General features: G+C 44.8%; 11 protein-coding genes. 6 read left to right on the top strand and 5 right to left on the bottom strand.

All coding sequences use genetic code 11. The features are described from left to right. Positions 1 to 118: 118 nt before the first annotated feature. Positions 119 to 2,458, bottom strand: coding sequence for a DNA methyltransferase (locus IM500_RS10760; protein ID WP_287738365.1), 2,340 nt, complete (start codon positions 2,456 to 2,458; stop codon positions 119 to 121). A 129-nt stretch (positions 2,459 to 2,587) separates the two neighbouring features. Next, positions 2,588 to 3,421 (bottom strand): photosystem II manganese-stabilizing polypeptide, encoded by an 834-nt coding sequence (locus IM500_RS10765; protein WP_190718250.1) that lies wholly within the window; start codon positions 3,419 to 3,421, stop codon positions 2,588 to 2,590. A 249-nt stretch (positions 3,422 to 3,670) separates the two neighbouring features. On the opposite strand from IM500_RS10765, the gene IM500_RS10770 reads away from it, so the two are divergent. After that, a complete protein-coding gene (locus IM500_RS10770; RefSeq protein ID WP_002761033.1) occupies positions 3,671 to 4,015 on the top strand; it encodes a hypothetical protein in 345 nt (114 codons plus the stop codon). A gap of 68 nt (positions 4,016 to 4,083) precedes the next feature. Further along, positions 4,084 to 5,517, top strand: a complete 1,434-nt coding sequence (locus IM500_RS10775; protein WP_190718247.1) for a phosphoglucomutase/phosphomannomutase family protein — start codon at positions 4,084 to 4,086, stop codon at positions 5,515 to 5,517. Between the two features lie 37 nt (positions 5,518 to 5,554). Here IM500_RS10775 and IM500_RS10780 read toward each other — a convergent pair whose 3' ends face one another. Together IM500_RS10780 and IM500_RS10785 are read right to left on the bottom strand one after the other, a co-directional pair. Next, entirely contained in the window at positions 5,555 to 6,910 is a 1,356-nt protein-coding gene (locus tag IM500_RS10780; protein ID WP_287738368.1) for a (Fe-S)-binding protein, read from the bottom strand. A 9-nt stretch (positions 6,911 to 6,919) separates the two neighbouring features. After that, positions 6,920 to 8,206 (bottom strand): FAD-binding oxidoreductase, encoded by a 1,287-nt coding sequence (locus tag IM500_RS10785; RefSeq protein WP_190718245.1) that lies wholly within the window; start codon positions 8,204 to 8,206, stop codon positions 6,920 to 6,922. A 256-nt stretch (positions 8,207 to 8,462) separates the two neighbouring features. On the opposite strand from IM500_RS10785, the gene IM500_RS10790 reads away from it, so the two are divergent. Further along, positions 8,463 to 9,650 carry an aspartate aminotransferase gene (locus tag IM500_RS10790; protein WP_190718242.1) on the top strand — a complete coding sequence of 396 codons (1,188 nt, stop codon included), beginning with the start codon at positions 8,463 to 8,465 and terminating at the stop codon, positions 9,648 to 9,650. Between the two features lie 97 nt (positions 9,651 to 9,747). Beyond that, complete coding sequence (radC, locus tag IM500_RS10795; protein WP_004162729.1) at positions 9,748 to 10,479, top strand: RadC family protein; 732 nt, start codon at positions 9,748 to 9,750, stop codon at positions 10,477 to 10,479. A gap of 84 nt (positions 10,480 to 10,563) precedes the next feature. On the opposite strand, the gene IM500_RS10800 is transcribed toward radC, so the two are convergent. Beyond that, the gene (locus IM500_RS10800) at positions 10,564 to 10,854 is read right to left on the bottom strand and encodes a DUF4164 family protein (protein ID WP_072927055.1); all 291 of its coding nucleotides are present in this window, start codon (positions 10,852 to 10,854) and stop codon (positions 10,564 to 10,566) included. A 503-nt stretch (positions 10,855 to 11,357) separates the two neighbouring features. On the opposite strand from IM500_RS10800, the gene purM reads away from it, so the two are divergent. Together purM and IM500_RS10810 are read left to right on the top strand one after the other, a co-directional pair. After that, positions 11,358 to 12,383 carry a phosphoribosylformylglycinamidine cyclo-ligase gene (gene purM, locus IM500_RS10805; RefSeq protein ID WP_190718261.1) on the top strand — a complete coding sequence of 342 codons (1,026 nt, stop codon included), beginning with the start codon at positions 11,358 to 11,360 and terminating at the stop codon, positions 12,381 to 12,383. Between the two features lie 513 nt (positions 12,384 to 12,896). Then, complete coding sequence (locus IM500_RS10810) at positions 12,897 to 13,271, top strand: putative quinol monooxygenase (RefSeq protein WP_052276468.1); 375 nt, start codon at positions 12,897 to 12,899, stop codon at positions 13,269 to 13,271. Positions 13,272 to 13,620 lie beyond the last annotated feature (349 nt).

Genomic DNA, 13,620 nt, shown 5'->3' on the forward strand with positions numbered 1-13,620 from the left:
GCCAAGCTTTTCTGGTCGGAACCCCCTAAGCCGAGTTTTCAAGGTGCTGCGCCGTCCACTTGGTTTTCGAGACTGGCCTTTTAATTCTAACGTAAAGCCGCCGTTCTACGGCGGGGTTTCAGACCCAAAATTTCCGATGATAGGCCTCCCCAGCCGCTCTGTAAACGGGCTGTTCTGCGATCGCTCCGTTCTCCGGTCCGAATAGAAACGCCACCGGTTTCTGGGAGAGGGGAAGCTGATTCAGGTTTGCTTCTAGGGCCTCATCTACCACCTCCCCCAAGGTAGCACCTTCTAAATCACTAGCTTTGACCATTGCTTCGGCCGATAGATTCTGGGTTCTTGTCGGCTGTCGCACGTTGTTCAGGGTGATGGTGCGGTTCCCAGACAGACGCAACACGGGAGATTTCCGCAGAATTTCCAACATCCGTTCTTCATAAGAACCGCTATTGTCGATTACCACCGCTGCGCTTTCCGGTTCGTCTTCCATCTCCACCGGAGGCGGTATGGTTCCCTCGATGGTGAAGGGACTACACACCCGCACAATACTCTTATCTACTTCGGGACGGTCAACTAAGATTTCCGATTCTGGCGGTTCATTGTTAGCGATACTTTTCAGGGTGATGTGTGGGACAATTCCCCCAATTTCTTCCCCTTTACTGTTCTGTTTTCTCTTGTAGATAAAACCCCCCGTCGGTGAGTTATTATCTTTCAGTTGATACCAAGGAAAAGTGGCGGTTAATAGTCTCTGTCTGGCTAAGGCTAAGGGTACTCTACTGACATCACAGGTTATCCATCTTCTCCCCCATTGTTCGGCAACGTAAGCGGTTGTCCCACTTCCACAATTATGAACGGTACAAACTTCAGTAATAAAAGAGTGGACGGTTTCAATCTCTAAATCATAGACTGTTTTCGTCGTTATTTCCGATTCTAAATCTTTAATTTCACAGGGTATTTGTTCCCTGCCAAAATAAACAATATCACCGATTTTTAAAGTATCAGCCCGTCGCCATTCTTTGTAATGATCTTCTGAAGGTTCAACCGCTACTTTTGTTGATGTTTGAACTACATAAAGCATATCAGTAATATTACCTGCTGTATCATCCCAAAAATTAGTAATTTCTACAATAGGGTAATCATCAACATAAAACTTATAACCAAAACCTTCTTTAGTTTTAATAATTCTATTTATTTCTCTAAGATATTCAATCTGTGCTTTTTTACGACGCCATACATATCCAAGTTTAGGAGTAAATTTTTCACCTTCAAACTCTAGTTCAAATCGTCTTTCTGGATCATTTACACTCTCAATAATTTTATCAACTCTAAAAACTTTACATTTATCTTTTGTTGTTAAAATACTTCTTTTTTCTTCAGTAGTTAAAGTTCTAATTTCTCCATTTAAAAATTCACCCCATAAAGCTAATTTTTTCGAATCTTCTGTCGTTCCTTCTATTCCAGTTCTTTGATAGAATAGTTTGTTAGCTTTTACTTGATTTATATTTTTAGAGTACCATAATAAATAATTAAAAGCGTTTCTAATCGTTTTACTATTCGGTGTTCCCTTTTTCCAAACTATTGTTGAAACTTCATTCTCCCCCCCAAAAACCTCATCCATCAATTCCCGAACATGATCAACATTCTCATCGGAAATCTGCAGAAAAACACTACCGCTATCAGTCAACAACTCCCGGGCCAATAACAAACGATTGCGTAAATAACTCAGATAGGAATGTAACCCTAATTCCCAAGTATCTCGATAAGCTTGCACCATCTCCGGTTCGCGGGTGAAATCATCGTCATCGTTGTGTTTAACGTCGCGTTTTCTGACAAAAGGTTGAAAATTAGAACCAAATTTTACCCCGTAGGGAGGGTCAATATAAATCATCTGCACCTTACCCCCCATCCCCTCGTATTGCAGTAGGGAGTTCATCGTCACCAAGGAGTCACCGAGAATCATCCGGTTTACCCATTTATCGTGGTACTCATAAGCTCGGAGAATCTGGTCAGTAATTGACCATTTAGGGTCATTAAATAGTTCAAATAGATTCAATTGTTCCCCTTTTTCCACCTTGTGGGATTTCAGGGTTTCAATAATTGCCCTAGTGGATAAACGTTCATGGACAAATAAGGGTAAAGTCGGCACTTCAAAAAATAATCTTTCGGCCTTTCCTGTCCAATTTAAAAACGGTTCACCGATTGCCTTGAGTTGATGCGCTGCTATTTTGGCGGTTTCTAAATCTTCTGCTGCGAGAATTTGCTCAATTAAGGCCTCAGCTTGTTCTCGTGCGGGGTTTTCATCCCAGTTTAACTCCGGGGACAAGAAGGAATCATAACGATAGGTGACAGGGGGTTTTTTCTTCTTGAAGTGGGGTTCTGTGCCAATATCGGGATGCTGGGGATGTTCCTCGCCATGGTTGTAACTTTTGGCTTCCGTTTGCTTGTTCGTTTTCTTGGGCATTAGCAACTCTTCCTCCAGGGCGAGGTCTGCCTTTATTGTAACCGCTCAATAACCCCAAGAGAGCCGAAAAAAAGCGAACTTCTCCAGGGAGAAATTCGCCTTAATTTCCAGAAATTCTGAATTTATTAATTAGGCACGAGCTTCGAGACGACCATAGAAAATGCCGCGAATTTTCACTTCTTCAGCATCTTTTGCGCCTAAATCGGTGTCGGAAGGCTGCTCACTTTCAAAAACACCAGCAAACTCGCCGGTAGAAGCGTCAACTTTAGTTACCTGTAAAGACATAGTACCTTTACCCAGTTCCGTCGCTTTGACGTTAGCGCGCTGGAAATCTTGACTATCAGCACTAGCGGGTAAAGCAACAGCGTTATCATAACCCGTTACCACACCCCGACCTTTGGGATCTAAGAAACCAGCGCCACGATAGGAGGGAACTTTAAAGTCGCCTTCAAAATCGGTGGAACTGTTAATCGAGTTAAAGCCGGCTTCGGTTTTGCCAGTGAAACCTTTAATGGTAAAGAAGAGGGGAACTCTTTCACCTCCGGGTAATTGTACGGTAACGGGTTGGAAATCGATACCGTCTTCTTCCTTGAGGGTTAAAACACCGTCTTCGCCTACGCTTAAACTCGCTGTCATCTGTTCTAAACTGGTGGTATCTCTGGTTAGGAGTTTACCCGGGATAAAGGTGGCTGCTTCCCGCTTATTAACGGGTTCACCCTTGACAAAATATTCTTGGGGTTCCAAGCATAAATCTGTCACCACATAACTTTCGCCGCGTTCTAAGGGGAGAGTACCCCGGGTGAACTCGGAAATCTGGGGACATTTGTTAGCTAATCCCGTGTTTAAAATTTCATCATAGGTTAGCTCGTTTCTATTCAGGACGGCACTAGGCGCGTCGCTACAAGCTGTCAATACCCCTAAGCACAAGGCTAAAAAGGCAACTAACAAGGCACGAAATCTCATCTATGTCAACCTCTCTTTGTCAATCTTTACAATTACTACCCTTGATCCATAGCCTGATGAATTATCGAATCGGTCGGGCCAATTCACCGAAACTCAGTTTATCAAAGATCAGTGACCATTGAGAAGATGGGAGACAGGAGGCAAGAGGCAAGGGGCAAGAGGCAACAGGCAAGGGGCAAGGGGGGGAGGCTCTCAGTAACTGATAGCTGATGACTGATATGATTGGTGTGACTGTTTTCAAATAGGAACATGAATAGCCGATTGCCGGGAGATAACAGCCAATTAGATAGCCAACTAGATTCCCTTGTAACGACGGTGACAGCGATCGCCCAAGAACAGCAGGGAGATTGTAACGGTTTGTTAATGTTGCTGCGAACTTTAGAAAATTTACATCGGCAAATTCGCGAGCAGATGTTCGAGCCATCTTTACCCAATACCCGTAAGGACTTATACGGATTACTCCGGGATATCGAGGAAACCGGGGGATGGCCCTATATAGAACGGATGAAGTTACAAATGTTAATGGAAAAATTATTAGCCAGTGAAGTCGGCGCGCTCGATTCGGCGGCAAAAACCGATGATCGAGAAAAATGAGTTTCCAGAGGTTACGGAGCGGGTTACAGTATTGGGAAAATGGATATTTTAGGGGTAGTTCGTAAATCATGACCACCGTGAACCCGATTAAATTTGGAACCGATGGCTGGCGCGGGATTATCGCCGCCGATTTTACTTTCGATCGAGTCGCTCTGCTCGCTCCCTTGGCGGCTCAGGTTTTAGCGGATAATTATGGTCAGATCACAGGTTCGCGGACGATGATCGTCGGCTATGATCGGCGGTTTATGGCGGAGGATTTTGCTCAAACTGCGGCGGAATCGCTTCAAAAAGCCGGTTTTGATGTGCTTCTCTCCCAATCCTACGCTCCGACTCCCGCTTTTAGTTGGGCAGCTCGCTCAGAAAATGCTCTCGGTGCGATCGTGTTAACCGCCAGTCATAACCCAGCCAAATATCTCGGTTTGAAGGTTAAAGGTTATTTTGGTGGTTCTGTCTCGCCGGAAATTACCCAACAAATTGAAGCTTTATTGTCTAATCCGCCGCAATTTAACGCAGCTGCTGGTAAATTAAGCACTTTTGAGCCATGGTCAGGTTATTGTCAGGGTTTACGCCAAAAAGTTAATATTGCCGCTATTGCCAACGCGATCGAATCGGGACAACTAAAAGTTTATTCCGATGTCATGCACGGTGCGGCGGCTACCGGTTTAGAGCGTCTTTTGGGGGTGGGGATCACGGAATTACGCGGCAATCGCGATCCTTTGTTCGGTGGCGGCTCTCCAGAACCTTTACCGAGAAATTTGAGGGAAATCATCGATAAACTGGCTCACAGCGCAAATTTAGCCCCTTTGCGAGTAGGTTTGGTCTTCGATGGGGATAGCGATCGAGTAGCGGCGATCGATGGTCGGGGGAATTTTTTAAGCACCCAAAATCTCATCCCGATTTTAATCGAGCATTTAGCCGGCAAAAAGGGAATGAGAGGGGAAATTGTCAAAACGGTGAGCGGTTCCGATTTAATCCCCAAATTAGCCAGTTTATACGGTTTATCGGTCTTTGAAACCCCGATCGGTTATAAGTATATCGCCGATCGAATGTTGACCACTCCTGTGTTAATTGGTGGGGAAGAGTCGGGAGGTGTCGGTTATGGTACTCACATTCCCGAACGGGATGCTTTATTATCAGCTTTATACGTTTTGGAAGCGGTGGTAGAATCGGGCCAAGATTTAAGCGATCTTTACGCGCAATTACAGGATAAAACCGGGTTTCATTCTAAGTATGATCGCATTGATTTACCCTTAGCTAATATGGAAGCTCGCGATCAGTTAATTACTGCTTTGGATAAGGAACCCTTAAGGGAAATTGCCGGTAAACAAGTGACTGATTGTAATACTATGGACGGTTATAAATTCCGTTTAGAAGATGGCAGTTGGTTGTTAATTCGCTTTAGTGGCACCGAACCGGTTTTGCGTCTCTACTGTGAATCTTCAACCCTCGATCGAGTTGATGAAATTCTCGCCTGGGCAAAATCTTGGGCTATCTATATCTAATAGAAAACGGGTTTCTTGAAGAAACCCGTTTTCTATTTTAGGAAATTTTCAGCCCGCGAATCGCATAATCTAATAATTCGATGGGATGAATAACGGGTGTATCTTTTCCCTGTAATTGTAGATGTTTTTTAATTTGTAGGGAACAACCCGGATTAGGGGAAGCAATCACCGCAGCCCCAGTATTTAATAAATTGTGTACTTTCTGCTGACCTAATTCATCGGCAGTATCTGGCTGTAGCATATTATAAACTCCGGCACTGCCACAACACAAGGCCGCATCGATAGGTTCTTTTAAGTTAATATTGGGGATTTTTTGCAATAATTGCCGTGGTTGCACGGAGATTTTTTGTCCGTGTAAAAGATGACAGGCATCTTGATAAACTAGGGTTAATTCTGTCTCGGTAATCGGGGATAAATCAGCAGTTAACCCCACTGCGGCTAAAAATTCTTGGGCATCGCGTACTTTAGCCACAAACTCCTTAGCCTTATCTTTATATTCAGGATCGTCGGCTAAAATATGATGATATTCCTTGAGAGTATGACCACAACCCGCCGCATTGATAATAATATAATCAACCTCGGTTTCTGCGAAACTATCGATCATTTGTCTGGCTAAACTTTGTGCTTGTTTTTCCTGTCCTTGATGTGCGGGTAAAGCGGCACAACAACCCTGGGTTTTTGGGATAACCACTTCGCAACCATTGGCAGTTAAAACCCGCACTGTTGCTTCATTTACCGGCGAGAAAAAGAGGCGCTGCACACAACCTAAAACTACTCCCACTCGATAGCGTTTTTCAGTTTGGGAGGGAATAACATCGGCATAGTTTTTAAACAAAGAGGACAGGGTAATTTTGGGTAAAATTGATTCCATCGCCGCTAGACGGGGAAAGAGCATTTTTAAGATACCCGATTTCCTGACTAGGGTTTGTAATCCCAGGGTTTGATATAACCAGAGGAAGGGTAAAAATAATTTGAGACGGACGGGATAGGGAAAGAGATTAAAAATGAGAAAACGAATAATTTTATCTTTAAAACTGCGGGGTTGATTGCGTTCCACTTGCGGACGAACTGCGGCGATTAATTGATCGTATTGTACTCCCGATGGACAGGTACTAACACAGGCTAAACAACCTAAACAAGTATCAAAATGTTGGCTAGTGGTTTCGTCTAAAACTGCTTCCCCTTTGTTAATGGCATTCATCAGATAAATTCTGCCCCGGGGGGAGTCCATTTCTTTGCCAATCACTCGATAACTGGGACAGGTAGATAGACAAAAACCACAGTGAACACAACTATCGATTAATTCTTGGGCAGGGGGATTCTTGGGGTCAAATCCTTGATTTTTTTGGTCGATTAATTCTTGAAAGTTAACGGAATGTTCGGAGGTTTGCATGATTTTTAATTAGATTTTGTTAAGAAAGCGTTCAGGACTAAAAATACCGTGAGGATCGAATTTAGTTTTTAGGGTTTTCATCATGGTAATTGCGTTACCTGTATAGCCCCAAGGTTCAATTTTTTCTTTTAGCGATGGCGGCGCAGTTAACACCGTTAAATAACCCTGATTGGCACTGCATAAAGAGCGAATTTTGTCAAGATTTTCCTCCGATTTTAAGATAACTTTACCCACCCCACTACTAATATTAATCGAGGCTAGTCCGTTAATTTGGTCGATCACTAGAGCTAAATTGCTAGGTAATAATCCTATTTTGCCGAAAAAAATGCCCTCTTGGTCATAATTATCGATTGTTTTTCGGTATCTTTGCCCTAGAGAAACTTCTTCCTCATCCCGATAATAATTAGTCTGACAATCTAACTGTTGCCCTAAATAACTCACCTGTTGCGATTGTTCGCTAATACTTTCGGGAATGCTTTGAAAACGCAGCAGTAAAGCGACTTTTTCCCCTAATCCTAGTGCTTGCGTCATCCCTGGGTTTAAACATTCAGCCACGGTGGGAGTTAAGGCCGATTGCCGAATAACTTGACTCAATTTGCTAATATTTTCGCTATTTCCAGTGATTATCAGGGTTTCTGAGTTAGCAGTTTCGGGATACAGTCGTAGGGTAATCTGATCGATAATCCCTAAAGTGCCGTAGGAACCCGTAAATAGCTTCATCATGTCGTATCCCGCCACATTCTTGACCACACGCCCTCCAGCTTTAGCAATCTCGCCATCGTGACGGATAAAGGAGAATCCTAGGATCAGATCCCGGACACCACCGTATCTTTGCCGCCATGTTCCCGCGTCGGCTGTGGCTATAATACCGCCAATCGTGGCATTATCGGCGTAACTGGGATCAAGAGGAAGAAATTGACCGCTAGGAGCTAAAAAAACCTGTAAATCCGCTAGTTTAAGCCCAGCTTGCACGGTTATAGTTAAATCTCCCCTAGCATGGTCAATAATCCGGTTGAGATTTTGGGTACTAACTAAAATATCGGGCGACTCGACTAACCCACCCCAATCTAATTTACTGCCTTGACCGTAGGCCAGTAAAGACAGACGATTTTCGTTGGTAAAACGCACCAGAGAGGATAAAGCGGTTGTATTAGCGGGATAAACTATAATTTCAGGACTTTTGCCCCTAATTGCCCTTGATAATCTTTCTTGTTCCTCTTTTGGCACTTGTTGCCAGGTGATAACTGTCGTGTCGGGGGGTAAAATAGAAGTTATCTGAACAGCGATCGCAGTCATATTTTACAAAAGAATTGAGGAGTGAGGAGTCAGGACTTACCGGCCGATAATGGCGAAGAATGGGGGTAATGCTGGGGCTAATCAGTAATTTTCAGCCTCTATTAATCAGATTACCTTAGTTTGGCTCTCCATCTCCGATGTCAGGCAATTCTAGCAATATTGAGGCACAAAGAAGTCAGCTTAATAACTGACTGCTAAATTAGCCATACACTCGTGTCATAATGTTAGATCACCTCGATCAGTAAGCCAAGAAGTAATGAGTGTAGATTGGACGAATAGCCGCGCCAAGCGATTAAGTGCCTTACCCCCCTACGTTTTCGCCCGCTTGGATGAATTAAAAGCCTTAGCCCGCAAAGAAGGACTAGATTTAATCGATTTAGGTATGGGCAACCCGGACGGTGCTGCCCCGCGTCCAGTTATCGAAGCGGCCATTCAAGCTTTTGAAACCCCCCAATTTCACGGTTATCCACCCTTTGAAGGAACCGCCAGTTTCCGAGAAGCGATCGCTAAATGGTATGATCGCTGTTATGCTGTGGAACTCAATCCCGATAACGAAGCTTTACCGCTGCTAGGTTCCAAAGAGGGCCTATCCCACCTGGCTTTGGCTTATGTTAACCCCGGCGATGTGGTCTTAGTTCCCAGTCCCGCCTATCCCGCCCATTTTCGCGGTCCCTTGATTGCTGGGGCGACGCTATACCCGATCATTTTAAAAGCAGAACAGGATTGGCTGATAGATATCGATTCTATCCCCGAAGATGTGGCTAAACAGGCGAAAATCCTCTATTTTAACTATCCCAGTAACCCCACCGCCGCCATTGCCCCCCGAGAATTTTTTGAGAAAATCGTTGCCTGGGCCCAGCACTATGAGATTATGCTCGTCCATGATCTCTGTTATGCTGAATTAAGTTTTGATGGTTATCAGCCCACCAGTTTATTAGAAATTCCGGGGGCAAAAGAGATTAGTGTGGAATTTCATACCCTCTCGAAAACCTATAATATGGCCGGGTGGCGCGTCGGTTTTGTCGTGGGCAATTCCGATATTATTCAAGGGTTACGCACCCTGAAAACCAATCTCGATTATGGTATCTTTTCCGTCATCCAAAAGGCGGCCGAAACCGCCCTACAACTGCCGGATGAATACGTCAAACAAGTACAGGAAAGATACCGGCAGCGACGAGATTTTTTCATCAAAGGTTTGGCGCAATTAGGTTGGGATATTCCCCCCTCTAAGGCGACAATGTATCTCTGGGTCCCCTGTAGCGTCGGTATGACTTCCACGGATTTCGCCCTCAGCGTCCTCCAAAAAACTGGTGTCGTGGTCACTCCGGGCAATGCTTTTGGAGAGGGAGGGGAAGGTTATGTGCGCGTCAGTTTAATCGCCGATATCCCGCGATTAGGGGAAGCTTTACAGCGCCTCGAAGATGCGGGAATTCGCTATCGGTAAGGAGAGTTTTTCCCCTTGATTTACGGGCCAAATCCCTCTAGGCACTGGCTAAAATTGCGATTATGATGGAATTTTATCGCGGTAGCTTGCCACTTCCATGACCTACAGCTTAAGAATTGCCGATATTCCCGTCAGTGAAAGACCAAGGGAACGTTTAATCAGTGTCGGGGCGAAAAACCTCAGTAACGCCGAATTATTAGCGATTTTACTAGCTACAGGTCAAGGTAAAGGCAAACTCTCGGCAGTGGGTTTAGGACAGCATATTCTCAACGAATTGAGTAAATATCGCCGGGAGCCTTTGGACGTTTTGAGGGATATTCACCCCCATGAATTAACCGCTATTCATGGCATTGGACCGGCTAAGGCCACTACTATTCTAGCGGCGATCGAATTGGGAAAACGGGCTTTTCAACGACGACCGACGGAAAAAATGGTCATCGATAGTCCCGATACCGCTGCCGCTATTCTTGGACACGAACTAATGTATCAGTCTCAGGAACGTTTCGCCGTTATTTTACTCGATGTCAAAAATCAGTTAATCGCACTCAAAGTGATTACTATCGGCACAGCCACAGAAACCCTGGTACATCCGCGAGAAATCTTTCGAGAAGTAGTGAAACAATCAGCTACTAAGTTAATTATCGCCCATAATCACCCCACTGGGTCACTTGCGCCTAGTCAAGACGATATTCTACTCACAGAACAATTATTACAGGGAGCCACCTATCTAGCCATTCCTCTCCTAGATCATTTGATCCTCGGTAATGGCAACTTCCAAAGTCTTCGCCAAATCACAGATCTTTGGGAAAAATATCCCCAAGAAGATTGACAGAAAAGAAACTCGATCTTTGTAGTTTAATTTTTTAGCCGTTTCAATTGGGCGTTAATTTCTGCAAACATTATGCGATCGCTGTCAAGGATTGGGGAGAAAACCAAAAATTTTGGCCGCTCCTCCTAAAATGGCAACAACCAAAGCTATCAGAATCCCCCGATTGGTAAATTCCTGATCAGCGACTCTTGCAGTTAACCCTTTAATTTCTGCGGTTAGTCGCTCATCTAAAGCTTTAATGTCCCCTCTTAATTCTGATTGTCCTATCTCTAGCTTGTTTAAACGCTCGTTGACATCTCTTTGTAAAAAGTCGATTTTCCCCTCAATCCTTGTCAAGACAGCCTCAAGGGAATAAGTGACCGTTTCGTTAGACATTTTGCTAAACTCCTAATTAATTAGGGCTTGCTGAATAAATGTGAAATGTAGGCAAGGTAAGAGTTTTGTGGCTTTTCTTGCGAAACAGGTGCAAGATTTTGAGATAATCGTGCTTCAAAACCTGGCATCTTGAGCGGCGATTGCGTCCTGTAGGGGCGAAGCATTCGGGTAATAACCTATCGGTGAAACCGTAGATTTTCTATCCGAATGCTTCGCCCGTACTTTTTCAGCAAACCCTAATTAAGCAATCTCAATTAATTGTTAGATAGTGGCGCAGGCTTCTGGTTCTTTGTATTTTATCTTTAATTGTAACCAGCTACTTAGTCGATGAGTCGATCATAGGTGCTGCGTTACGACGGATTGTCACCTTCGAGTCAAAGCAGCAATTTTGGCCGTCTCGCGCACCCTTTCCTCCCCACTTCCCAATTCATAATTCATAATTCATAATTCCCATGGGACCGAAATCTGGGTAAAATTTGAGAGATACAATCGGTCAATTGGGCATGGATTATAAAGAAGCGGGCGTGGATGTGGAAGCGGGACGCGCTTTTGTCGAGAAAATTCGCCAAAATGTGGAAAGTACCTTCCGTCCCGAAGTTATCGGCGGTTTAGGCGGTTTTGGCGGCTATTTTCAGTTACCTTCCGGTTATCGGCAACCGGTGTTAGTATCGGGAACTGATGGTGTGGGAACCAAGCTGAAAATTGCCCATAGTCTCAATTGCCATGATACGGTGGGAATTGACCTCGTGGCCATGTGCGTCAACGATGTCTTAACCTCCGGGGCTGAACCTTTATTTTTCTTGGATTATCTCGCCACCGGTAAACTGGAAGCGTCACAGTTAGCAGCGGTGGTATCGGGAATCGCTAGGGCCTGTCGTGATAGTGGTTGTACTCTTTTGGGAGGGGAAACGGCGGAGATGCCGGGGTTTTATTCGGCAGGAGAGTACGATTTAGCGGGTTTTTGCGTCGGTATTGTCGAAAAAAGTCAATTACTCGACGGCAGTAAGGTGCAAATCGGCGATGTGGCTATCGGTTTAGCCAGTAGTGGGGTTCACAGTAACGGTTTTAGTCTTGTTCGCAAGATTATCGACACCCAGAGCTTAAATTGGCAAGATTGCCCCGAAATTTTGGCTGGCTCTAGCTTAGGTGAAGTTTTGTTAACTCCCACTAGACTTTATGTCAAACCTGTGCTAGAACTTCTGCGCTCTGGGTTAGATATTCACGCCATGGCCCACATTACCGGGGGTGGCATCCCGGAAAATTTGCCCCGCTGCTTAGGTAAAGGGCATTCCGTGCAGATTTACCGAGAAAGTTGGCCGGTTTTGCCGATTTTTCACTGGTTAGCCCAGATGGGATCGGTTAATCCCGAAGCCATGTTTAATACTTTTAATATGGGTATCGGTTTTGTGATCATTGTCCCATCGGATCTGGCGCAATTGACTATTAATCAACTACAATCCTCTGGGATTAATGCCTACCAAATCGGCGAAGTGATTGCCGGTAAGGGGGAAATTGTTGGGCTTGATTAAAGTTAGTTGAGGCTAAGAAGATTTTGCCATGAATTCCACCAAAAAATCAGGTTGACTGGCTGGGATAGCAGCAGCGTTTCGGCCTATCCCCAACCCAATTTATATTAAGTTTTTTTACTTAAGTAGTTAGGGTCTGCTGAATAAATCTAAAAACCTTGTTGGATAAGACTTTTGGACTTTTTTCCCCTCAAAAAGTGCCAGCCATTGCGGGGATCGGGGGGAAAATTTAGGCACTTTTTCCCTGAAAATCGATAAAACCCCACACCCCACACCCTGCCACCACCGAAAAGCTTTTTGCCGTAAACCCTAGTTATACCTAGTTTGCTTCTCGATAGAATTAGGTCAGAACCTCATCAACTTGCTTCCAATTCGTGAAGCGTCTGAATGGAAACCCGGGCTACCAAACGTCAGTGACTAAATCGATCCCCAAACTTGCTTCCAATTCGTGAAGCGTCTGACAGAAGAGACCACAAACGCGGGATACCCCTCCGCACCACCTAAAAGGAGAATCTAATGTTCAAAATCGATACTTGCTGTACTCTAGTACCCTACTTTGAAGTACAAGAAGGAAAAATTGCTGCCTTTAAGGAACTAGGCCCCAAGTTCATTGAGAGAACCCGCACCGAAGAGGGCTGTATCCATTATGCTTTCTCCTTTAGCGGCAATATTGCTCATTGCCGCGAGGGTTACGTCGATGCCTCCGCAGTTCTTGCCCACCTACAAAACGTCGGGGAACTGCTAGACGAAGTTCTCAAAATCGCCAAGATTATTCGCCTAGAAGTTCACGCTCCCGCTGCCGAAATCGAAAAACTGCGAGAGCCGTTGGCTTCTCTTAACCCTCAGTTCTTCATTCTCGACGAAGGTATTCGTCGCACCAGCGAAGCTTAACCGCGGACTGACACAAAAGAGAAGGAGTAAACTAGAGAGTAAGTAAAGGCTCCTCTAGAAAAATGCTCCTTCTAGAACAATTCGAGCAAATATCGGACTATCGTGGCAACCATGGCTAACGGGGTGACAAGCAGATTGAAAGCGATACGGGGTGTGGGAGAAATCTTAAGACCAACGAAAGAATTGAGACTTAGGGTTTGCTGAATAAGTACGGGCGAAGCATTCGGATAGAAAATCTACGTTTTCACCGATAGGTTATTGCCCGAATGCTTCGCCCCTACAGGACGCGGGCCGATGAAGACGCAAGGTTTTGAACGACGATTCTCTCAAAATCTTGCACCTGTTTCGC

This window comes from Microcystis sp. M179S2, from assembly GCF_020245805.1.
GTDB lineage: Bacteria > Cyanobacteriota > Cyanobacteriia > Cyanobacteriales > Microcystaceae > Microcystis > Microcystis aeruginosa.